General features: G+C 29.6%; 23 protein-coding genes, 1 tRNA gene and 1 other RNA gene. 14 read left to right on the forward strand and 11 right to left on the reverse strand.

From position 1 onward, the window contains the following. Positions 1-213 precede the first annotated feature (213 nt). Complete coding sequence (gene glyA / locus MYF_RS01965; protein ID WP_002557763.1) at positions 214-1,470, forward strand: serine hydroxymethyltransferase; 1,257 nt, start codon at positions 214-216, stop codon at positions 1,468-1,470. A gap of 83 nt (positions 1,471-1,553) precedes the next feature. Here glyA and MYF_RS01970 read toward each other — a convergent pair whose 3' ends face one another. Beyond that, entirely contained in the window at positions 1,554-1,883 is a 330-nt protein-coding gene (locus tag MYF_RS01970) for a hypothetical protein (RefSeq protein ID WP_002557764.1), read from the reverse strand. A 552-nt stretch (positions 1,884-2,435) separates the two neighbouring features. Between MYF_RS01970 and nrdF the strand changes: the two genes are divergently transcribed. From nrdF to nrdE, 3 genes are read left to right on the forward strand one after another with little or no spacing between them, the layout of a single operon-like run. After that, on the forward strand, positions 2,436-3,482 hold the full coding sequence (gene nrdF / locus MYF_RS01975; protein ID WP_002557765.1) for a class 1b ribonucleoside-diphosphate reductase subunit beta: 1,047 nt from the start codon (positions 2,436-2,438) through the stop codon (positions 3,480-3,482). A 1-nt stretch (position 3,483) separates the two neighbouring features. Further along, the gene (nrdI, locus tag MYF_RS01980) at positions 3,484-3,951 is read left to right on the forward strand and encodes a class Ib ribonucleoside-diphosphate reductase assembly flavoprotein NrdI (protein WP_002557766.1); all 468 of its coding nucleotides are present in this window, start codon (positions 3,484-3,486) and stop codon (positions 3,949-3,951) included. Then, entirely contained in the window at positions 3,952-6,114 is a 2,163-nt protein-coding gene (nrdE, locus tag MYF_RS01985) for a class 1b ribonucleoside-diphosphate reductase subunit alpha (protein ID WP_002557767.1), read from the forward strand. Between the two features lie 223 nt (positions 6,115-6,337). On the opposite strand, the gene rpmB is transcribed toward nrdE, so the two are convergent. The 6 genes from rpmB to MYF_RS02015 form a co-directional block, all read right to left on the reverse strand. Further along, positions 6,338-6,532, reverse strand: coding sequence for a 50S ribosomal protein L28 (gene rpmB, locus MYF_RS01990; RefSeq protein WP_002557768.1), 195 nt, complete (start codon positions 6,530-6,532; stop codon positions 6,338-6,340). Positions 6,533-6,574: 42 nt separating this feature from the next. Next, complete coding sequence (gene rplT / locus MYF_RS01995) at positions 6,575-6,925, reverse strand: 50S ribosomal protein L20 (protein WP_002557769.1); 351 nt, start codon at positions 6,923-6,925, stop codon at positions 6,575-6,577. 51 nt (positions 6,926-6,976) lie between these two features. Next, positions 6,977-7,171 (reverse strand): 50S ribosomal protein L35, encoded by a 195-nt coding sequence (gene rpmI / locus MYF_RS02000; RefSeq protein WP_039387628.1) that lies wholly within the window; start codon positions 7,169-7,171, stop codon positions 6,977-6,979. After that, positions 7,164-7,814, reverse strand: coding sequence for a translation initiation factor IF-3 (gene infC, locus MYF_RS02005; RefSeq protein WP_039387630.1), 651 nt, complete (start codon positions 7,812-7,814; stop codon positions 7,164-7,166). Before infC ends, rpmI begins: the two co-directional genes overlap by 8 nt. A gap of 223 nt (positions 7,815-8,037) precedes the next feature. Beyond that, positions 8,038-9,474, reverse strand: a complete 1,437-nt coding sequence (gene pyk / locus MYF_RS02010; protein WP_002557773.1) for a pyruvate kinase — start codon at positions 9,472-9,474, stop codon at positions 8,038-8,040. Positions 9,475-9,572: 98 nt separating this feature from the next. Beyond that, positions 9,573-10,364, reverse strand: coding sequence for a leucine-rich repeat domain-containing protein (locus tag MYF_RS02015; protein WP_002557774.1), 792 nt, complete (start codon positions 10,362-10,364; stop codon positions 9,573-9,575). Between the two features lie 75 nt (positions 10,365-10,439). Here MYF_RS02015 and MYF_RS02020 point away from each other — a divergent pair, with 75 nt between their 5' ends. Then, complete coding sequence (locus MYF_RS02020; protein WP_002557775.1) at positions 10,440-10,715, forward strand: hypothetical protein; 276 nt, start codon at positions 10,440-10,442, stop codon at positions 10,713-10,715. A gap of 76 nt (positions 10,716-10,791) precedes the next feature. Here MYF_RS02020 and MYF_RS02025 read toward each other — a convergent pair whose 3' ends face one another. Beyond that, positions 10,792-11,862: a M20/M25/M40 family metallo-hydrolase gene (locus MYF_RS02025; protein ID WP_002557776.1), complete on the reverse strand. Its 1,071-nt coding sequence runs from the start codon at positions 11,860-11,862 to the stop codon at positions 10,792-10,794. 69 nt (positions 11,863-11,931) lie between these two features. Then, complete coding sequence (locus tag MYF_RS02030; protein ID WP_039387785.1) at positions 11,932-12,591, reverse strand: uracil-DNA glycosylase; 660 nt, start codon at positions 12,589-12,591, stop codon at positions 11,932-11,934. A gap of 167 nt (positions 12,592-12,758) precedes the next feature. On the opposite strand from MYF_RS02030, the gene rplU reads away from it, so the two are divergent. Both rplU and rpmA read left to right on the forward strand, forming a co-directional pair. After that, positions 12,759-13,058 (forward strand): 50S ribosomal protein L21, encoded by a 300-nt coding sequence (gene rplU, locus MYF_RS02035; RefSeq protein WP_002557778.1) that lies wholly within the window; start codon positions 12,759-12,761, stop codon positions 13,056-13,058. Between the two features lie 8 nt (positions 13,059-13,066). Continuing rightward, the gene (rpmA, locus tag MYF_RS02040; RefSeq protein WP_002557779.1) at positions 13,067-13,321 is read left to right on the forward strand and encodes a 50S ribosomal protein L27; all 255 of its coding nucleotides are present in this window, start codon (positions 13,067-13,069) and stop codon (positions 13,319-13,321) included. A 199-nt stretch (positions 13,322-13,520) separates the two neighbouring features. On the opposite strand, the gene MYF_RS02045 is transcribed toward rpmA, so the two are convergent. Continuing rightward, positions 13,521-14,375, reverse strand: a complete 855-nt coding sequence (locus tag MYF_RS02045; protein ID WP_002557780.1) for an alpha/beta fold hydrolase — start codon at positions 14,373-14,375, stop codon at positions 13,521-13,523. 137 nt (positions 14,376-14,512) lie between these two features. Between MYF_RS02045 and ffs the strand changes: the two genes are divergently transcribed. The 4 genes from ffs to MYF_RS02060 all read left to right on the forward strand — a co-directional run bounded on the left by ffs (position 14,513) and on the right by MYF_RS02060 (position 18,412). Next, positions 14,513-14,609: signal recognition particle sRNA small type (gene ffs / locus MYF_RS03235), an RNA gene on the forward strand. A gap of 20 nt (positions 14,610-14,629) precedes the next feature. Continuing rightward, on the forward strand, positions 14,630-15,739 hold the full coding sequence (locus MYF_RS02050) for a YitT family protein (protein ID WP_002557781.1): 1,110 nt from the start codon (positions 14,630-14,632) through the stop codon (positions 15,737-15,739). Between the two features lie 140 nt (positions 15,740-15,879). After that, a complete protein-coding gene (locus tag MYF_RS02055) occupies positions 15,880-17,349 on the forward strand; it encodes a hexose phosphate transporter (RefSeq protein WP_002557782.1) in 1,470 nt (489 codons plus the stop codon). Positions 17,350-17,464: 115 nt separating this feature from the next. Continuing rightward, on the forward strand, positions 17,465-18,412 hold the full coding sequence (locus tag MYF_RS02060; RefSeq protein WP_002557783.1) for an L-lactate dehydrogenase: 948 nt from the start codon (positions 17,465-17,467) through the stop codon (positions 18,410-18,412). A gap of 212 nt (positions 18,413-18,624) precedes the next feature. Here the strand turns inward: MYF_RS02060 and MYF_RS02065 are convergent. After that, a tRNA-Leu gene (locus MYF_RS02065) sits at positions 18,625-18,708 on the reverse strand. A gap of 53 nt (positions 18,709-18,761) precedes the next feature. Here MYF_RS02065 and MYF_RS02070 point away from each other — a divergent pair. From MYF_RS02070 to MYF_RS02080, 3 genes are read left to right on the forward strand one after another with little or no spacing between them, the layout of a single operon-like run. Beyond that, positions 18,762-21,599, forward strand: coding sequence for a DUF31 family protein (locus MYF_RS02070; RefSeq protein ID WP_236681774.1), 2,838 nt, complete (start codon positions 18,762-18,764; stop codon positions 21,597-21,599). Positions 21,600-21,655: 56 nt separating this feature from the next. Then, the gene (prfA, locus tag MYF_RS02075; protein ID WP_002557784.1) at positions 21,656-22,741 is read left to right on the forward strand and encodes a peptide chain release factor 1; all 1,086 of its coding nucleotides are present in this window, start codon (positions 21,656-21,658) and stop codon (positions 22,739-22,741) included. Further along, a complete protein-coding gene (locus MYF_RS02080; protein ID WP_002557785.1) occupies positions 22,728-23,456 on the forward strand; it encodes a peptide chain release factor N(5)-glutamine methyltransferase in 729 nt (242 codons plus the stop codon). The genes prfA and MYF_RS02080 overlap by 14 nt, the downstream gene beginning before the upstream one ends. The last annotated feature ends 14 nt before the right edge of the window (positions 23,457-23,470 follow it).

A 23,470-nucleotide genomic window follows, 5' to 3' on the forward strand; every position in this document is an offset into this window, starting at 1 on the left:
CGGTAAAACGGTTATTGTAGTTAGAAATTAAAAATTTGTCGTAAAAAACAGAGTTGTAATATAGTATAAAAAAAATAAAATTTATAAAGTTGTTTCAATTTTAGTAAAAAAATTTTTAAACAAAACACAAAAATTTTGTAAATTCAAAAAAAGTTAAAAAACTCTAAAAAATACTTTAATTTTTATTTTTAGTATATAATTTATAGATCAAAAATGTACAAAAGAGTCAAACTTAAAGATAAACTAATTTCCAAGCTGATTAATTTAGAAACTAAAAGACAAAATAATCAAATTGAACTAATCGCAAGTGAAAATTATGCATCTGAAGACGTTCTTTTTGCAAATGGCACAAGTCTTAGCAATAAATATGGCGAAGGATATCCAGGAAAACGTTATTATGGCGGATGCAAATTCATTGATAAAATTGAGTTAATTGCAATCGAAAGAGCAAAAAAATTGTTTGGTACTAGTTTTGCAAATGTCCAACCTTATTCAGGATCAAGCGCAAATGCAGCTGTTTTTGCAGCAATTTTAAAACCAGGCGATAAAATTCTTGGGCTTGATTTAAATTCTGGAGGGCATTTAACTCACGGTTATAAAATTAATTTTTCGGGAATGTTTTATTTAGGTATTAGTTATTATTTGGATAAAAATGAACTTCTTGATTATGATGAAATTGAAAAAATAGCTGTAAAAACAAGGCCTAATTTAATTATTTGTGGCTATTCTGCTTATTCAGGGACAATTGATTTTATCCGGTTTCGCAAGATTGCTGATAAAGTAGGAGCTTTTTTACTTGCTGATATTGCACATATTGCTGGGCTTGTTGCAACAAAAAATCATCCTTCGCCAGTAGGAATCGCTCATGTGATAACCGCCACAACCCAAAAAACTTTGCGAGGGCCAAGAGGCGGCCTTATTTTAACAAACGATAAAGAAATTGCAGCTAAAATTGATAAAATTGTTTTTCCCGGAATTCAAGGCGGACCGCTTTTTAATACAATCGCTGCCAAAGCCGTCGCTTTTAATGAGGCATTACAACCTTGATTTTCACAATATTGCGCACAAATTGTGAAAAACGCTAGTCATTTTGCAAATGAATTTAAAAAAAAGGGGGTTAGACTCATTTCAAATGGAACAAGAAATCACCTTTTTATAATTGATGTTCTTAATTCCTATAATTTAAACGGCAAACAAGCCCAAATTTTATTAGAATCAGTTAACATTATCACAAACAAAAACACCATCCCCAACGATTCTTTAAGTCCTTTTGTAACTTCAGGACTTCGTTTAGGAACCCCAGCAATGACCTCGCGTGGTTTTAAAGAAAATGAATTTAGTCAACTAGCTGAAATAATTGATTTTGTTCTACGAAAAAAAGAACTAAACCCTCTAGAAATTGCGGAAATTAAGGCAAAAGTGGAACACCTAGCGCTGAATTTCCCAATTAAAAGAAGTTACTGAACCTAAAAAGTTTGTTTTTGTAATAAATTGGCAAAAAAGCTATGAATTATTGCATATTTTACCTTTTTGTTAGTTTTTTTTTTTTTTTTTTATAAAGTTGTCAGCGTATTTCCAAAAGCGAAAACAAAGCCGCCAACAAGAAAAATTACGCAAAGAATTATATGTAAATTATATTTTGCTCGTTGCCAAGCAGGCAAAAACATACCTGTTTTTTCATAACTTAAGTGCTTTCTGCTAGGATTTTCGTTTTTTCAATCTTTAATCTGTAATTCTTTATATTTTTTTATTTTGTTTCTTGTATATTTATGAAAAGAAATTGAAACAAATGCTAACACAAAAAAAATAACTGAAAGCGTAATTAATATAGGCTGTGGAAGATTGATAACCCTAATTCCCGTGTAAAATGGATTAGTTTTCATATCCTATCCTAAAAGTTTTACAATTTTAATGATTAAAATCAAAAATAAAAAGTTGCAACACTTTTAATATCAAAATAACAAATTCGTCAATTTTTATAACAGAAGTTCACCATCAATTTATTGTTTTAACTTTAATTCAATTTAAGATGTTCCTCGATTTAGTTTTTAACATTATTAGTCCCCATTTTTAAACTTATTTAAATAATACCATAAAAAATGTTAAAATTGTTATAAAATATAAAAGTACTGGTATCTAAATCTAATTTTATTTTTGTATTTTTTGTATTTTTAAAATAAATGAATTTTATTTCAAAAAACCATTAAAATTTATAATAAAAAATATTAACATTTTTTCTTTTATAAGATTTTGGCTGCTAAAAAATCTATGAGTTTATGAATCTTTTAATATAGAAACAAATCTTTCATTGATTTAATTTTTCAAAAACTACAAAAATTAATTAAAGATTTTTAGTTTTTGGTAAAATTAGATCCTACAGCACTAGTAGAAAGCGCTAGCAGAATAAATATAATAGTAGAAAAAGATAAAATTTTATGAATAAATTAGACGAACATATTAAATTAAAAGTAAAAAATAATTACTATAACCAATCAGTTTCACCTCTTGAATATGCTCTTAATAATTTTTCCGGAAAGATGAGATCTGTAAACTGAAATATCATTAACGACCCAAAAGATCTAGAAGTTTGAACTAGAGTGGTGCAAAATTTTTGAATTCCAGAAAAAATTCCACTATCAAATGATCTTGAGTCATGAAGAACTTTATCGCCGACTTGAAAACAAGTTATTACAAGAACTTTTACAGGTCTAACTTTGCTTGATACAATTCAGGCAACAATTGGTGATGTTGCACAAATAAGTCATTCACTAACTGATCATGAACAAGTAATTTATACAAATTTTGCTTTCATGGTCGGGGTTCATGCCCGTTCTTATGGTTCGATTTTTTCCACTCTTTGTTCAAGCGAAGAAATTGAAGAAGCTCATAATTGGGTGATAAATAACGAAAAATTACAAAAAAGAGCGAGAATTCTCATACCTTTTTATGTTGATTCAGATCCTTTAAAATCAAAAGTTGCCGCGGCTTTAATGCCTGGTTTTTTGCTTTATGGTGGTTTTTATCTTCCTTTTTATCTTGCAGCACGGTCAAAACTTCCAAATACATCAGATATTATTCGTCTAATTTTACGCGATAAAGTTATTCATAATTATTATTCGGGATACAAATTTCAAAAAAAAGTCGAAAAATTAACAACTGAAAAACAAGAGGAAATAAAAAAATTTGTATTTGACTTACTATATAAACTAATTGAACTTGAAAAAGATTATCTTTATGATTTATATTCTGAAGTTGGACTTGCAGAATCAGCGATAAAATTTAGTATATACAATGCCGGAAAATTTTTACAAAACCTCGGTTATGATTCGCCTTTTTCAAAAGAAGAAACCGAAATTGAGCCTGAAATTTTTAGTCAGTTATCAGCAAGAGCCGATGAAAATCACGACTTTTTTTCAGGAAATGGCTCTTCTTATGTAATGGCCCTTGCTGAGGAAACTGAAGATGAAGACTGGGAATTTTAAAATGTTAAATAATATAAATAATGAAAATAACAATAAAAATAAATCAAGCCCTGTCAAACCAAAAGGAGAAGTTTTTGTTGTTTATTTTTCATCAATTTCCAATAATACTCACCGTTTTGTTGAAAAATTAAACTTCAAAAAAGAAAGAATTCCTGTTGAAATAAATCAAAATTTAACAGTTATGAAAGATTATGTTCTCTTTTGTCCTACTTACAGCGGCGGAAACGGGCTAACTAGTGGCGCTGTGCCTAAACAAGTGATAAAATTTTTAAATAATGAACAAAACCGTAAATTTTGCAAAGGAGTAATCGCCTCTGGAAATACAAATTTTGGCGACACTTTTGCGCTTGCAGGTTCAGTTATATCAAAAAAATTAAATGTTCCTTTTTTATACAGTTTTGAATTGTTAGGAACAAATGATGATGTTGTTAAAGTCAGAGAAATATTAAAAGATTTTTGAGGAACTTAAATGAATAAAAAAAATTTAAAATTAAATTTTAACTCAAACCAACAAGAAAGTTATATCAGTTTAAATGCAAATGCAAAACTATATGCAAAACATCCTGATTCTTATAAATTTGATTTATTAGCGGCAAAAAAGTATATCGAAGAAGAAATTAATCCAAAATTTAAATTTTTTGCTTCTTTTAAAGAAAGAATTAACTTCTTAGTTAGTCAAAAATATTACGATCCTGAAGTTATTAGTCAATATTCATTTACTGAACTTGAAAAATTAAATGAAAAAGCATGAAGTTATAATCATTTTTTCCCATCTTTTATGGGCGCATTTAAATTCTATTCAACTTACGGTCTTAAATCTAATGATAATTTAACATATTTTGAGCATTTTCCCGATCGCGTTTTATTAAATAGTTTGTTTTTAGGTAAAGGAAATTTTAAAAATGCCGAAAAAATTCTTGAACAAATTATGTTAGGTAGATTTCAACCAGCAACTCCGACCTTTTTGAATGCTGGAAAATTAAAAAGGGGAGAATTTGTGTCTTGTTATTTAATTCGCGTTGAAGATAATATGGAGTCGATTTCACGGGCAATTACAACATCTTTACAACTTTCAAAACGTGGTGGTGGTGTAAGTGTTCTTCTGACAAATTTACGTGAGCAAGGCGCGCCTATTAAAGATATTCAAAATCAAGCAACTGGAGTAATTCCTGTTATGAAAATTCTTGAGGACTCATTTTCATATGCAAACCAATTAGGTCAGCGTCAAGGTGCAGGCGCTGTTTATTTAAATGTTCATCATCCAGATATTCTTGCATTTTTAGACACAAAAAGGGAAAATGCCGATGAAAAAATTAGAATAAAATCGCTTTCCCTTGGAGTCCTAATTCCAAATATTACTTTCGAATTAGCAAAAAATAATGAAAAAATGGCACTGTTCTCGGTCTATGATGTTGAAAAAGTTTATAAAAAAGCATTTAGCGACATTTCAATTACAGAAAAATATTATGAAATGCTTGAAAATCCGAATATTAAAAAAACCTTTATTTTGGCAAGAAAACTCTTTAAAATTATTGCAGAATTACACTTTGAAAGCGGCTATCCTTACATTTTATTTGAAGATACTGTAAATAAAGAAAACGCTCATCCAGATCGTGTTGTAATGTCAAATTTATGCAGCGAAATTACCCAACCTTCGACTCCAAGCACGTTTTTAGCCGATCTTAGTTTTAAAAAAACAGGGCAAGATATTTGCTGTAATTTAGGATCGATAAATATCGATAAAGCAATGGAATCTGGGGTTAATTTTGAAGAAATGGTTTATTATGCTGTTCTTTCGCTTGATATTGTTTCGCGAAATTCTGATTTATCAGTTGCTCCTTCAATTGAAAAAGGCAATAAACTAAACCATGCAATTGGCCTCGGCGCAATGAACTTACACGGATTTTTTGCAAAAAATGAAATAAATTATGATTCTGCAGAAGCTCTTGATTTTACCAATATTTTTTTCTATTGTCTTGCTTTTGCCTCATTTAAAGCTTCGCAAAAACTTGCGCAAATTTATGGTCCTTTTGCTGGATTTGAAAAAACGAAATTTGCAACTGGCGAATATTTTGATAAATATATCAAAACAGACCCAAATACTTTTTTACCAAAAACAACAACAATTAAAGAACTTTTTGCAAAATATAATGTTTTTATTCCAACTCAGAAAGACTGAATTGAACTTGTAAAGCAAATAAGAAAAACCGGAATTGCGAATTCACATCTAATGGCTGTGGCCCCTACAGGTTCAATTTCTTATCTTACTTCTTGCACTCCGTCGCTTCAGCCGGTTGTTGCTCCAGTCGAGGTAAGAAAAGAAGGGAAATTAGGAAGAATATATGTTCCTTCTTATAAATTAAGTCATAAAACATACAACTTTTACCAAAAAGGAGCATACGAACTAGGGCCTATTCCAATTATTAATATTGTTGCAGAAGCTCAAAAACATGTTGACCAGGCAATTTCAATGACCTTATTTATGACAGACAAAGCGACAACTCGAGATTTAAATCTTGCATATATTTACGCTTTTAAAAAAGGTTGCAAATCAATTTATTATGTACGGATTCGCCAAGATGTTCTTGAAAATTCCGAAAATTATGAAACCTGTCAATCTTGTGTAATTTAAAAAACAGCATAAATTAAACAATATTAGCTTAAATTAAAAAAATTAAAATGATGGAATGGTTTAAAATAATTATTAATTTATATTTTAACAAAAAAGGAGCTTTAAAATTTTTATAAAAGAAAATTTTTGTTCTAGATTTAACAAAATAGAAAAAGTCCATTCATTTAGAAATCTTTTTTGTTCTGATTTAATAAAAAAATTAAATTTTATGATTTAAAACAAACTAAATTTGTCCTCATTTACGTAAGGTTTTTTTTGTTTTTGTTGAAACTTTAAGACGAATTTTTTGCCTTGAGGCAGTTTTTATTGTAACTTGTTGTAAATTCAGGTTAAATTTACGTTTTGTCGCATTAAGCGCATGAGAACGATTGTTGCCGCTTAATGGGCCACGCTGTGAAATTGGGTCTTTTCTTGCCATTTTGGCTCCTAAAAAATAGTTATTATGAGTTATTTATATTAATTAATTTTTTGTTGAAACTAATTTAACAATCTTTTTAAATTCTAAATGATGATGAATTGCCATTTCTGCAAGCATTTTACGGTTAATTTCGATATTTGCTTCCTTAATTTTATACATTAGCTGCGAATAAGAAATTCCGTGAGTACGTGCAGCGGCATTAATTCGCGAAATCCACATTTTACGCATATCGCGCTTGCGCTGTTTGCGATCGCGAAATGAATAAGTTCATGATTTAATCACAGCTTGTTTTGCAACTTTAAAACCAATTGATTTATGCCCTCAGTATCCTTTCGCTAATTTTAATCAACGACGACGACGCTGACGGGTTACACTTCCACCCTTGACTCTCATTATAAGTATGTCCTCCCTTTTTATAATATTGTTAAAAAATTTATTTTTACACTAAATTAATTTTTTTAATCGTTTAAAATCCGAAGAATGCATCAAAGTTGCTTTTCTAGATTGACGTTTTTGCTTTGTTGTCTTACTTTGAGCAAGATGAGAACGATAAGCATGCCCGTGTTTAACTTTTCCAGTTGCAGTAACTTTTACTCTTTTTTTGATTGCGGATTTAGTTTTTAGTTTAATTTTAGGCATTTTCTTCCTGTTTTTGTTTTTCTTCATATTCGAGTAATTCTTTTAACTGTTTTGATGAAGTGAATTTTGGAAGTTTTTTTCGATCTCGTTCAAGATGCAACACTAAAAAATTACCATTTTGTGAAATTTCCTTGCTTTTTTTAGCGATATATTTTAACTGTTCATAAAAAATATCAAGTGTTATTCTACCTTGTTCAACCCTTGTAATTTCACGTCCACGAAAACGTAGTGCAATTTTGACACGATCACCGTCAAGAATAAATTCACGCGCTTTTTTTGACTTCACTAATATATCTTGCATATTTATATTAAAGCTGACACGAATTTCGCGATTGTTGGTAAAAGATTGCTTTTCTTTTTCTTCCTTTTTCTTTTTTTTTATGTCATAACGAAATTTGCCGTAGTCAAGAATTTTTGCAATTGGGACTTTTTGAACTTGATTATCCTTAGTTTTGACTTCTTTAATTGAAATTAAAACCAAATCAAGCCCATTTGATTTAGCCATTTGAATCGCTTCTTTTGTTGGCATTTTCCCAATTTTTTCATTGTCACTACCAACTAAAAAAATGTTTGGAAAAGATATATTTTCGTTAATTTGATGTTCTTGTGATGGTTTTTTTTGAAAAAGACTTTTTGGATTCAAAACTTATATTTCACTCCATATTAAATCATTTAGTAAATTTTTAGAAAAATACTAAAAAGCGGATTCAATTACGCTTTTAGACAAAAAAATAATAATTTTTGTTTGTCAGGTAAACCCAAGATCAGCAAGATCTTCAGGTGAGAGCGAATCTACTTTCTGCAAATAAAAATTTGCACCCTAAATTATACTATAAAAATAAAAAATTATAAAAAAGTTGAAAAATTTAATAGACAAATTGCACCATTTTTTCGTTTTCAACAACTAAAAATGTATCGCCTTTTTCAACACCAAATGGCTTTAAAACTTGTCGGGCTAAATTAAAATCCTTTTTGATTTCAGCAAATTCGGAAATTGAATTAATTGAAACAAAAACAGAAGATATAATCCCAAAACCATTAATTAATTTTTCGTTATTAACAACGCCGATTACGGCCGTATTTGGACGGAATTTAGCAATTGTTTTCAAAAGCTCGCCTGTTCGTGATAAAACAACTGTGTATTTTATTTCTTTTTCATAGGCAAGATGCGCTAATTTATGGGCTATTTTGGCTCTTTGTCCTTTTGAGTTTTTAGTAATTACCGCTAGTTGTTTTGTATAGAAAAGTTTATTATAAAATTCTTTTTCCGCTCTTTTATTAATAATTGCCATTACTTGCACTGACTCAATTGGGAATTGCCCCTGAGCCGATTCGCCTGATAACATTGTAGCATCAGCGCCTAATTCGGTTGCTCAATATACATCAGAAACTTCGGCTCTTGTTGGGTGAGATGATTTTTCCATTGAATCTAACATTTGTGTTGCGACAACAACAGTTTTTCCGGCAAAACGACATTTACGAATAATTCTTTTTTGTTGAAATGGAACTTCTTCATAAGGAACCTCAAGACCTAAATCACCACGCGCAATCATGATTCCATCAGATAATTCAATGATTTCGTCGATATTTTCAAGGCCAAGTGTTGATTCAATTTTGGAGATAATTTGAATGTGAGAACCACCGTTTTCATCTAAAAGTTTACGTAATTCACGGACATTTTCGCCAGAATTTACAAAAGATGCGGCAACATAGTTAATATTCTCTGATATCCCAAAAAGGATATCATCAATATCTTTTTGGGATAAAAAAGGAAGCGAAAATGCAACTCCTGGTAAATTAAGTCGTTTATTTGGTTTTAAAATATGAGAATTTTTTGTTTTAACAACAATCTTTCCCGGTTCGATTTCAACAACAATAGACTGTAATTTCCCATCATCAAAAAGAACTTTATCACCAATTTTTAAATCATTTTCTAGTTGATGTGATACTGTTATTATTTGCGCTGTTCCTTCAAAATTTTTGTATGAATCTGTATCGGTTAGAACAATTAAACGTTGATTTGCAAGAATTTTTTGAAATCCGTTGAGAATCTTGCCAACGCGAATTTCTGGCCCTTTTGTGTCTAACATAATTGAAATTGGGATTTTAAGTTCTTGAGAAAGTCGGCGGGCGCTATCGAATTTTTGTTTTTGTTCAGCGTAATTCCCATGCGAAAAATTTGCACGTATTACACTAACTCCAGATAATACTAATTTTTTTAAAACCTCATAATCTTGCGTTGCAGGACCAATTGTTGCTATTATTTTCGTTCTTTTTGAAATATAATTTTTCATATTATTCATATTTTTGAAAGAATTTCCCTTGTATGTATTTGGTTTATTGAAAAATATAAAAAGTGCTAGTTAATTATTAGTAATTATAAACTTAATTAAGAAATTTATTAGTAAATTTTTAATGTTTTTTTGAAAAATTCAGAACCTAAACCTTCAAATTCAAGATTTTTGCCAATTTTTGCTTTGTCTATAAAAATTTCAAACTGTTTTTTCCCTTTATTTTCCGGACAAATTAAGTTAATTGTTTGCAAATTTTCCCAATTAAAAGAAAATAAGATATGATTAAGACTTAAATTATTAATTAAAACTTTAAAACTATTATCAAATTTGTCAAAATTAATAAGAAAATCAAATACAAACTTATAAAAATCAAAAATTTCATCGCCATTTTTTGCTTTATATTTGCCCAAAATATTGACCTGATTTGGTGAATTTCCAACGAAAGCATATATATCAACATTAATATTATTAGATTTAAACTCAAGTGTTTTGATTAAATTATCAGCAAAACAATCTGAACCAATTTTCGAAATTCAGCTAGGAATTACAAGGTTTTTTATTTTATTATTAGCAAAAACAGAATTATTTAGTTGCGTAACTTTTTTTGGGAACTCAATTTTTCTGATTAGATTTGCCTCAAAAGCTGAATCTAAAATAGTTTCTATATTGCTACCAAAAATAATCTTTTTAATTTTATTCAACATAAAAGCCGATTCGCCAATTTTTAAAAGCGAATCGGGCAAAATTAATTTGTTTATATCTAAATTCAGTCCTGAAAAAGCAAAATCAGCAATTTCTTGAAAATTAAAAAAAGATAAATCAAGAATTTTGTTATGAAAAAATTCTTGATTATTAATAATTTTAATAGCAATTTTGCGAGTTAATAGTAAAAATTGCACTTTTTTCCTAAATTTTTCTTTTTTTTTAATAATTTTAATTTTTTACTTAACTTTGAGTGAAAGGAGATTAAAATAATGAAAAGCCAATCAAACAAAAACTTAGTTAAACTAAGTGAAAAAGTTAAAAATGAAACCGGTGGAGCTGGAGTTCTAGCAGGAGTTGCTGGACTTGCAACTGCTGTTGCAAAATTAACGCCCGCACTACTCGGAATTGCAGCAATTTATAGAACTTTTAAAACAGGTTCTGGTGAAATAAAAGGTGATGGCCATTCTGTTAAATGAGATGACTCGAAAGCGGCTAAAGCCGAAGCCGAAAAAGCAATAAAACAACCAATCTACTTTATTTATTAGATTTTAAATTTTGTCAATTTTTTTCTAAAAAAGTATTTAATAACAACTATTTTTTCAAATTTTGAATCTTATATATTTATTTATAAATTATTTGATCGTGTTCTTTTTGCCCATATTCTACAATAAAGGCTTCAATTAAATCAATGGCGGCTTTAATATCTGATAGGCTAATTAGTCCATAAGTTGAGTGTAAATAACGTTGTGGAATTGAAATGCTAACAGTTGGAGTCCCATATCCTGAATATTGCAATTTCTCAGCATCGGTTCCGCCACCTTGGGACACATAACGATAAATAGGGATATTTTTAGCTTTAGCAATACGGAAAAGAGTTTCAACCAGGCGCGGGTCCATTAAAGCGCCGCCATCAGCAATATCGATTGCGACACCTGCGCCTAATTTTTGTACCCCAGGAATTGCTCCTTCAGTATCATGTGCAGCACCAGTGTCTATTGCAAAAGCAATATCAGCATCAACCATTTTGGCAACCATTTTTGCACCACGGGAACCAACTTCTTCTTGCACTGTGCCTACTAAAATTGGATTAGATTTTAACTTTTTTTTATGTAAACGGTGTGCTAATTCATCAATGACAACCACGCCTGCGCGGTTGTCGATTGCTTTTGATGCAAAAAAATCATTATTTTGCATTAAAAAACTAGGGTTGTTAAAATAAATTCTATTACCGATTTCAACAGCTGCTTCCTCAGCTTCTTTTTTTGACCTAAAGCCAAAATCAAAATAAAGATCTTTCACTAGTAAAGCTTTTTCAATTTTTTCCCGCTCCATGATGTGGATTGAGGTGTGGCCAGCAACTCCAAAGAATTCTTGACCTAATGAATTTATTAGTTTAAATCTCGCACCGATTACCGCATTTCCTCAAATTCCACCAATTGATTTTACTTTAATAAAACCTTTTTCGGTAATGTCTAAAACAATAAAGCCAACCTCATCCATATGAGCCGCTACAACAACTTTTGGCCCTGAATTTGACTTTCTTTTTTGCATAATCAAAGAACCAAAACCATCACGAGAATAAACAATATCAAGCTTTTCTGTTGATTTTTTTAACTCAGCAACAATTTCATCTTCATATCGTGACATTCCATCAAGGTCACAGTATTTTTTCATTTTTTCTAATATTGACATAATAAAATAAACCTTTCTTTAAGCTTTAAGTTTAAGTAAGTAAATTATCAAAATTATACACTTTTTTTATTAAAGGTTTCAATTGATTTCTGACTGGTTTTTTTGCTTTAAAAAAATGTTTATTTTCTTAAAAACATCAGAATGTTTTAAGGATTTTGCAAAACTAAAAGGTGAAGGATGTGAATAAAAAAATACTTTTTGTTTTTCAAAATTAACATTTTCAACTGATGTTTTTGCTTTTTGACCTAATAATAAAAAAATAATATCAACTTTATTTTCAACAATAAATTTTATCAAATTGTAACTAAAAATTTCTCAACCTATATTTGCATGAGAATTTGGGCTTGATTTTCTAACAGACAAAACTATATTCAACAACAAAACTCCTTGTTTTGCCCAATTTTTAAGATTCCCGTCTTTTTTTGAAAAATCAGGATAGGAATTTTTTATTTCTTCGAACAAATTTTTAAGTGAAGGAGGCAAGATTTTTGCCTTTGTCGAAAATGCAAGTCCATCGGCTTGCCCTTCTTGGTGATAAGGGTCTTGACCAATAATCACTATTTTTAAATTATCAAAATCAGTTATTTTAATCGCGTTAAATAAATCACCTTTTTTTGGGAAAACTTGGTAGTTCTTATATTCAATTTCTAATTTTTTCATTAATTCATGAAAATACGTTTTTTTAGTTTCGCTTCTAAAAAAGCTTTCAAAACTCAGTTTTGTTTTCATTTTTAAAATTATAGCAATAAAAAACAAAAAAATATTTTCTCCATTTAAAAAAAAAAAAAAAATGGTATAATTTCTTCGTTAGGTTAACCAACCATCTCATACCAAAAAGGTTTAAACCTGATTTCTAAATTCAGTGCCTTGAGGATGATATTCATAAGGAGAAACTTATGTTTGCAATTATTAAATCCGGTGGTAAACAGCTTAAAGTTGAAAAAGATCAAATAATTTACGTTGAAAAAATCAACAAAAATGAAGGCGAAAGTGTAACTTTTGCCGATGTTTTGTTTATTAATGGTAAAATAGGCGCTCCATTTGTTAAAAACGCAAGTGTTACAGGAATTATCGAAAAACAAGGGAAAGCGAAAAAAATTGTTGTCTACCGGCACAATCCAAAATCAACACACAAAAGAAAATTAGGTCATCGACAACCGTTTACAAAAGTAAAAATCACGGAATTGAAAGGATAGTTTAAAAAATGGCAAAGACCAAAGCAGGTGGATCCACCAAAAATGGCCGAGATTCGGCTGGAAGAAGACTTGGGCAAAAAATTGCTGATGGCCAATTTGCGCTTACCGGTTCAATCATTTATAGACAAAGAGGGACTAAAATTTATCCTGGAAAAAATGTCGGAATCGGCGGTGATGATAGTTTGTTTGCCCTTGTTGATGGAATTGTTAAATTCCAAAAAAAAAGAAAACGTAAATACGTAAGCATTATGATGGCTAACTAATTTAGACCCAAATAGGTTCCAAAAAGATCAAGCTTAAAGCTTAAAACAAATGGCAAACAATAACTTTTTTTAAAAAAACTATAAATTACAGAACTTTTCAATTTTTATTGCTAAACTAAACTGTGAAACTACAGAAAACAACAAAACCTTATATCAAGTTTTTTGACTAAATAAATTCTAAAAAACTATAATTTCATAACTAGTTTTTTAGAAACATACTAAAAACTTTATTAAAACGCTCAGGATTCTCGCTATAAATTAGGTGACCAGTTCTGGGAATAATTTCAGTTTGAACATGCCCAATTAATTTTTCAAAATACTCTTTAGTTTCTTGCTGCAACACAATTCCATCTTTTTCGCCTAAAACAAGAAGTGCGGGACATTTTATTTGCTTAAGCCCCTCTTCAATTTGATCCATCATATTATTTTTTAAAAAATTTCGAGAAAGATCAACAATGTTTTTATTGTTAAAATATTCATAATTAAAAAAAGTTTTAGCCCATTTTAAATATTTTGGATTTTTATACTTTTTTTTATCATATTCATAAATAGTCAAAAATTCAAGCATTTCTTCTGGAGTTTTTGGAAAAAATTTTTCATAGAACAAATCCTTTAAGGGAAGATTCGCTTTATTCATTGGGGCTATAAAAACAATTTTCGAAATTATCTCAGGAATTCTTTTATAAATCAAAGCTGCATTTGCTGCCCCCATTGAATGCCCGACTAGAATAACTTCTTTTAGATTCAATTTTTTAATAAAATCAACTGTTAAATCCGCATAATATTCTAAATAAAGTTGGTTTTCGGTAGCTGGTGTTAAATTATTTCCAGGCAAGGTAAAACTGTAATAATTTATTCCAAGTTCTTTATTAATCGCCTCAATTGAACTTCAAAATACATTATGATTTGAATTAAAACCATGGCAAAAAACAACATTAATTTTGTTAAAAGGGCTTTTATTGATTAGAAAAGGATATTCCCAGTTTTCTAAAATACTTTTACTTTTCGCTTTTGAGCAAAAAAAGTGTTCTGGCTCTGGTTCAGAATTCCCCATTTTAACCTACCTTTTCATTTAAAATTTTACTTATATATTATATTGTATTATATTATAATATTGGTTAACTTTTGTTATTTTTAAATTTTAAAAAATTTACTCAAAATATTTGGAAAATTTAGAAGTTTGTGGTAAAATTTATGTGCCACTAGAATAATAACCTTGTAACCTGGTCAGGATAGAAATATAGCAGCCATATCGAGAAGTATTGTGTTTAGTGGTTTTTTATATATATAAAAAATGGGTAAAACACTATGCCTTCTCGAGAAAAAAACGAAACAAAAAATGGGTCATGCTCTTGTGCGAGTCAAAAAAATCATAATTTTGCAAAATGTTTAAAAAAACAACTAATTACACGTGCAGAACGGGAAATTTTTCAGCTTAACCAAGACAAAATTAACATTAAAAACTTTTGAAAACGAAAAACATTATCAATCACAATGATGGCATTTTCTTCAATTCTTTTTACTTTAGGTGTTACATTTTTCCTTGGTTTTGCAAAAACCCTGCCCACTGGTGTCTCTGCAATTCCCGCTTTGATTACAATAATAGTTAACTCACAATACAATGTTGATATTAGTTGAACTTTTGCCTTAATATACTTTGCAATTAATATTCCGTTAATGATTTTCACGTTAGTGAAAGTCGCAAATAAAAGTTTTAGTTATCTTACTTTTATTTGACTTTTTTTCCAAATTATATGAAACCAAGTTTTTTCGCTAGATAGTCCAATAAAAAATTTTTTAGTTAAAAATATTTTAATTGGTGATGGAAATGGAAAAGGTTCTTGAACATTATTTTATTACACAATTATTGGTGCAATTTTATCAGGCTGGTCTATAGGAATTGCCTGAAAATTTGGCGGCTCTGCTGGTGGAACAGATTATATAACTTATTTAATAGCGTTAAAGTATCGCAAACCTATTGAGAAAATAATGTTTAGTATTTCAATATTTTTTGGACTTCTTTCGCTAGTTTTACTTTATTTTATTGAGCCTTTGCAAGTTGATAGTCAACTTTTTGGACAAAAACTATTTGCGCTGTTCCTTTATTTAATCGTAAGTTCAACGATTGTGGGTAGAATTTATCCAAAATATGGTAAATTACTTTTACAAATTTACACAAATGAACCCGAAAAAATTATTCAACATTTCAAATCAATCAAATACTGACATTCTTATAATATCTGAGAGGGAATTTCTGGTTATACAAATCAGCGACAATGACGTGTTGAGACAATAATTTTCACTATTGAGAAAAAGGCAATTTTAGAAGAAGTTGCAAAATCAAAGGTAAATTTTTGATATTCAGCAACAAGAATTTTACAAACAACCGATCGATTTGATGCAACAAAAATTCATTAAACTAAAACTTATATTTTACCTTAAATATTTTTTTGAATTATAATCATCAAAGATTTTTAAGTTATAATTACTAACTAGGGTTTCTCTTCTCTTGCCTGTTTTTTAAAATTATTTTTTTAAATGTAGAAAACACAAATTATATGAAAAAAAATTTTATTCTTGATTTTGCTGCAAAAAACATAAAAGAAAAAAAGTTAACTTTTAGAATCGGATTGTCCCTCTGAACTTTACTAGTTTTTGCTTATATGATTTTTGTAATGAATTGAGGCTTTGCTTCTGCCGGACTAAACGGCAAAGCAGGAGTAAGTGGTTATTTAGGCCATTTTTTCCCAAATGTAAACGAGGCACCAGGTACTGTTGTAAATCAAGCAGTTAACTGAGGAATTACAATCGGACGTGGAATTGGCTCAGTTTTAGTTGGGTGATTAATTGTTAGAATTTCACATAAATATACAGTAATTTTATCATTAATCTTTATGCTTTTTGGAATCGTTGCGCCTTTTTCGCCTACTTATGCAGGTTTTATAATTTTAAGAACAATTTTTGCAATTGGCGGAACAATGCAAATTATTTTAATTCAACCAGTTGTTTCAAATTATTTAAACCAAAGACAAAAAGCTGTTATTTCACAATTCTCACCATTTTTTTACCCAATTGGCACAATAATAACTCTTATTCCTTTTGCAGGAATTATTGGAGAAAATGCCCAAAAAGTTGTTCGCGATAATTGGCAAATTGTTTTTTTAGTTATTGGCCTTTTAACTCTAATCCCGCTAATCGGCTATATAATTTTAGGCACTAAATTTGATTTATACCCCGCAAATATTGCCAAAAAAGACAATCAAGAAACACTAACTTTAATGAAGTTTTTCAAACAAAAAGATACTTGATACTGAACAATTTTATACGGTTCATGACTTGTTGCAGTTATTTTCCCCTTTACATTTTCAAAGCCGATTTTCCACAGGTTAATTGGTGATTCTTCTGAAATTTTTAATGATAAAATTTCCGTTTTCCTAATTTTCTTTTTAACTGGCGTATTTGTTGGGCCTTTTACAATCGGTCTTTTTTCAAAATATCAACTCCAAAGACGAAAATATATTTCAACAATTATTGGTATTGGAGTATTTTTTTACGTGCTAGCGACCATAGTTTTTGTTACAAAAGTGGGCAAAAATCCCGCTTTTGCTAAAACTTATACCGATGGCTGAACTTGATTGTTCTTATTTTTAGGGCTTTTTATGGGAATTTGTCTCTGAGGAATTCAAGGGGTAATATTAAATTTACCGCACGAATATCCAGGCACAAATCCTTACTCTATCGGTTTTCAATTTGGACTAATCTGAGGGCTTGGATATACTGCTTTTACCATTGCTACCATTATAACTTCGTTAATTAATATGCCACCAGGTATTGACATAAAAAAATTAGACCCTAATAATGTCGATGGTTATGCCCTTGGCGCTTATATTCTAATTATTATTTTCTCCCTTGTTTCTTCAATTGGCTTAGCTTTATTAAAAGAACCAAACCCAAATTATAAAAGACTGTTAAAAATACGTAGTTTTTCCGAAATTGAGCGTATTAAAAATGAGCGTATTAAAAAATAATATTCCGCCCCTTATTTTCTATAAGTATAAGTATAAAGTGTTAAAATTTTTGTTGGGACGATAATAAAAATTTGCCCAAATTTAAAAAACTAACAAAAAAGGAGAAATTTAATTTATGAAACCGATTAAAATAGCACTAATTGGCGCTGGAAACGTCGGAAATTCTTTCCTTTATGCGGCAATGAATCAAGGTCTTGCTTCTCATTATGGAATTATTGATATTAGTCACAGTTTTGCTGAAGGTAATGCTTTTGATTTTGAAGATGCCTCAGCTTCTTTACCCCGTCCTTTTAGCATTTTTCCTTATGAATATAGCGACTTAAAAGATGCAGATTTTATTATAATAACTGCAGGTCGACCACAAAAACCTGACGAAACTAGACTAGAACTTGTTGCTGGTAATATACAAATTATCCGAGAAATTGCTTTTAAGGTTAAAGAAAGTGGATTTAGCGGAATTAGTATCATCGCTTCAAACCCGGTTGATGTACTTACTCGCGCCTATCGTGAAGCATCAGGGTTTTCTGACCAAAAAGTTATTGGTAGCGGCACTATTTTAGATACTGCAAGACTTCAATTTGCAATCGCAAAAAAGGCAAATGTTTCGCCAAATTCAGTTCAAGCCTATGTTATGGGAGAACATGGTGATTCATCTTTTGTCGCCTATTCTAACATCAAAATTGCCGGCGAATGTTTTTGCAATTTTTCAAAAATAACAGGAATTAACGCTTCTAACTACGAAGAAAAACTAGAATTCCCAGTCTCTCGTCGCGCCTATGAAATCATTAATCGAAAAAAAGCAACATTTTACGGAATTGGCGCTGCATTAGTTCGAATTGTTAGAAATATTATCGAAGATTCAAAAAATATTTTAATTGTCGGAGCAAATTTACGTGGCGAATACGGATTTAGCAACGTAAATATTGGCGTTCCTGCCATTATAGGGGCAAACGGAATTGAAAAAATTATCGAAATTAACCTAAACAAAAAAGAAAAAGCAAAATTTGCAAAATCTGTTGAAATTATTGATACAATTTACAAAAACGCAATAAAAGACATCTAATTTTTAAAAATTGCAATTTTTATTTATTTTTATTAAAATAAATTCAATTAAACAACTGCCATTATATTAAAAAATACTATAAATTTATAGTATTTTTTAATATTTTGATAAATTCTTAAAACCTAAATTTAAAATTAAAAATCTAATCCTTTCTTAACTTGTTTAATTCTTATTAAAAAATTAAAAAAAGATTAAAAATTAAAATATAATACTGGTGGCTCATATCGGACTCGAACCGATACGCATCGCTGCAGCAGGTTTTGAGTCTGCCGTGTCTACCATTCCACCAATGAGCCTTAAAATTAAAAAATTCATCAAATTTAACTTCAAATATAATATAATTATACCAATGATGATTAGAAAACAAAATAAAACTCTAAAAAAAATTTTAATTGGAATTTTGCCTGCCCTAACTTTGCCATTGGTTTCGGTTGCTTGTCAGCCATTTGGTGCTATTAGAAAAATTGGCGATCTAACTGCAGAAATTGGCTCTAGTAATCCTTGAGATCAAGAATTAGATCTAAAAAAACCTTTAGATTCAATTATCGGTGGTAGAGTTCAGTCAAGATTTGAGAAAATTAAAGCATCTGATTTTATAAAACAATCAACACTTCCAAATAGTTATGATTACGTAAATGAATCAAGTTCTCTTATTCTTAAGAGAAAAAATAACATTTTAAATTCCGTTATTATTTGAACTTTTGTTCCTGGAGTTGATAATTTTGATCTTAACAAAAAATTTGATATCCAAATTAAAATTGACCATAACTCTGCAAATGATATTTACGGTTCAATTAAAATCAAAGTTAACGCGCTTGTAAAAGGTTCGCAAAACTCAGTCCAAGAAAAAGAATTTATAATTTCTGGATTCCAAACAGAAACAACTGGAATCTACGCTTACAAAGAACGAATTGAAACTGCTTTTAAAAATATTAACAGTTTGACTTTAAAAAATGAAAATAATTTTGATATCAATAAAATAAATTCTAACTCAAGTATTTGAGATTATGTTAATCTGCCTGAAAATTTTGAGAAATTAGATATTAATAAACTAAGAAATCAAGACCAATTTGACGCTCCAGAACCAAATGCTAGTGCTCCTAATATTGCAATGATTGCAAAAAATCCTTACCGGCTAAAAGTTAAGAACTTCTACTATATAAAAGGGACAATTCTCCGAGATTCTTATGAGAAAAATACTGGTGAAATCGATGTAATTTTATCAATTTATCATGATTCTTTCCATAATTATGTCTCTAAAATTGTCAAACTTAAAACCAAAAAAAATCTTGAACTTTTAAAATTAACTGAAACTAAGAGCTTTAAATTAAAAGAACAATATAAAAATTTTCTCCCTTCATTTCTTGTAAATCCAGAAACTAATACAACTGAAACATTAGCGCAATTTATTGATTTTGGAAATTTTGACTATAACAATTACGATATTAAGGTTGTTCCTTCTCTTGCAAATGATCAAAATGGGGATTTATATCTTATTTTGAACAAAAAAGAAACTAAGCTAACTTCTGGACCAACAAGCCCAGGGCAAATTGTTAAAATCGAAGGGTTTAATTCATATGACAAAATTTTTCAAAGTAGCGAATTTACTAACGAAATTAATTTTGATTATATTGATTCTTGATATAAACTGCCAAAAACAGACAATTTATCCGAAAAGTTAAAAAGCATTTCAGAGAGCATAAATTCTTCAAGTGATTCGCTTTTATGGCCACTTTTTGGGACTGCCCTACAAAAAGTTTTATCATCAAATTCACTTTTTAAACATACAGAAAAAATAAAAAATTTTGAAAAACTTAACTACCAATTTACATCACTAGTAAGTTTTAAAATCACTGAATCAGGACTTAATTTCTATTTTGGAAACGCAGTGCAAAACTATTTTAAAGTTAATATTAATTTCACACAAAAAACAGAGAGCAAAAATATCGTTGCTGATTTTGGCACAAAAGTTCTTGAAAAGGATATTCTAAATGATTCATTGCGTTCAAGATCGATTGTGATTCAGTTACGCTCAAATACCTATGAAGCTGAGACAAAAACTAATGCAAGCCGAATTACATCAGGAACAGCTTGAGTTTTTGATCGAAAATTAAAAGAAGATCCTAAAAATCCTGGGAAATTTTTACCAACAAACACTTATTATTTAGCAACGAATTTACACGTTGTTGCTGATTTAATTAATAAACCTGACCAAATTTATTCATTTTCTTACTTACTTGATGGAAATCTAAAAAATCTTGATGCAATAAGTTTTGATGATACAAATTTATTCCGTCGTTTTGATAGAATTGCAAAAACTGAAGGAAAAAAGGATTATCTTCCTCCTGAAGGTTTCCAGTTTATTAGTTCTGAGTCAAAAGAATTTTGAAAAAATTTAAAAATTAACCCAATCGGGCTTGATTTGCCAACTAAAGATAAATTTCGCGATATTGCTATAATTGAAATTACTTTCCCTGATGATCAGCAGCAAAAAAATCCTTTTAATTTCGGCATTCCTTTCCTTGACTTTGATATTTTTGGAGAGAATAGATCTTATATTAAAAACATTCCTGATGCAATTCACAAATATAATGAATCCCCACTTGATTTTTTAATTACTGACAAATTAGTTCCTAATTTTACAAAAGCAGCACAACAAAAAACTACAAAAATTGAAAAAGCCTTGCCTTTACATGCTTATTTAGGAGGGTTTTTGGGCGGATTTTCTTGAATAACAGACAATAAAAACGCTTTTATAACTACAGATGAGTTGCTAAAAGAGAACAATTTTAAGCTGGAAAATACTACAAAAAAATTCCAAGGGGCAACTGCACTTTCACTTCCCGGACTTCGCGGCGGACATGGAATGTCAGGGTCATTAGTTGTTAATGAATATAATCAGGTTCTTGGAATTTTTTGGGGAGGTTATTTCCCACCAACTTTACCAGGCCAAAATCGACTTGTTAAAGGTGTTGGCCAGTTTGATCCAATCGGTATAAAAACTGACTCAAACCCAACAATTTTGGCAAAGTGACTTGCGCAAACAAAAGATATTCAAACTGATTTAGATGCAAAACAGGAAAAAATTTTTAGCATTGAAAATCGTAATGAAATTGAAAAACTAGCGCATTCCGCTAGATGAATTAAATTTAATAATTTTAATCAAGAAGAGTTTTTAAACATTTAGTTTTCATTTATTTCGCAATTTAAAATAAATAAAAACTAAATGTTTTTTATAAAATTATGGAAAAGAAAATGTTTGCTACTTTGATGAAAATTCATCAAAAATATCAAGATTTAACAGCACTTTTAGAAAAAGATGAAATTCTTGCTGACCAAAAAAAATACTTACAAATTTCAAGAGAAATTGCAAGTATTACAGAAATTGTTAGCATATTTAACAAATTACTTATTGAGCAAAAAACTTTAGAAGATGCAAAAACAATGCAAATTCAAGAAAAAGACACTGAATTAATCCAGCTTGCAAAAGCTGAAATCATAAGTACAACTAAGAAAATTGAGGAATACAAAAAAGAGTTGCTAATTTTAATGCTGCCAAACGATGAAAACGATGAAAACGATGTAATTGTCGAAATTCGTGGGGCCGCAGGTGGTAATGAGGCTAACATTTTTGTTGGTGATCTTTTTCGAATGTATCAAAAATGAGCTGATTCGCAAAAAGCAAAAGTGAAAATTTTAAGCTCATCGCTTGCAATTGCTGGAGGTTTTACACAAATTATTTTTCAAATTTCCGGAAAAATGATTTATTCTAAACTTAAATTTGAATCAGGCGTTCACCGAGTGCAGCGAGTTCCAGAAACCGAAACAATGGGAAGAATTCATACCTCAACTGTAACAGTCACAGTAATGCCAAAAATTGATGAAAAAATTCAGGTCGAAATTAATCCATCTGATTTAAAAATCGATACTTATCGTTCTTCAGGTGCCGGTGGACAATCTGTTAATACAACGGACTCGGCAGTTCGAATTACACACATTCCTACCGGTATTGTTGTAACCTCACAAGACGAAAGATCGCAAATTGGTAATAAAGAAATTGCTATGGGAATTTTAAAGGCAAAAATTTACAATCTTGAACTGCAAAAACAGCAACAAAAACAATCTGATTTTCGCAAATTAGCCGGTTCTGGCGCTCGTTCGGAAAAAATTAGAACATACAATTACCCTCAAGACCGAATAACAGATCATCGAATCAGTTTCTCTTGTTCATTAAAATCAGTAATTCAAGGTAATCTAAACCCAATAATTGAAGCTTTGCTAACGCAAGAAAAAGCAGAATTAATTTTACAAAATTATGGCGACAACTAAACGAAAATTGGAACTTCTAAAGGAAAAACAACGCTATAATTTGCCATTAGAGATAACAAAATTGGAAAACTTGAAATTAGAATTAGGCTATCCAGTCCAAAAAATTATTGGCTTTATCGAGATGGAAAATGTAAGAATTTTCCTTGACCAAAAAGTTTTCATTCCGCGCTATGAAACGCAGGAGTTAATTTTAAGGGTTAAAAAGATAATAAAAAAAGGTGATTTAGTCCTTGATTTGTGCTGCGGGTCAGGCTTTATCGGAATTGCGCTTGCGAAATTTATTGATGCAAAACTAACTCTAAGCGATATAAATGATGATGCAATTTTGCAAACAAAATTAAATGCAAAATACAACAATGTGAAACTTAATATTATAAAATCTGATCTTTTTAAGAATATTAAAAAACAAAAATTTAATATAATAGTTTCAAATCCGCCATATTTAAAAGTTGAAAAACTCGATAATTCCGTTTTGGATTTTGAACCAAAAAATGCTTTGTTTTCTGAACCTGAATCTTTTTCATTTTATGAAAAAATTATGAAAAATATTAACAATTTTTTAGCTGAAAATGGGTGAGTTTTTTTTGAGATTGACTATCAAAGTGTGAATTTTTTTAAAAAAAACTATCCAAATTTTATCATTGAAAATGATATAAATGGAAAACCAAGATTTGCTTATTGACAAAAAAATAGCAAAAAAACAAAGATTTCATAGTTTTTTTGAAAGGA

Origin of the sequence: Mesomycoplasma flocculare ATCC 27399, assembly GCF_000815065.1 — a bacterium.
GTDB classification, from domain to species: domain Bacteria; phylum Bacillota_I; class Bacilli_A; order Mycoplasmatales; family Metamycoplasmataceae; genus Mesomycoplasma; species Mesomycoplasma flocculare.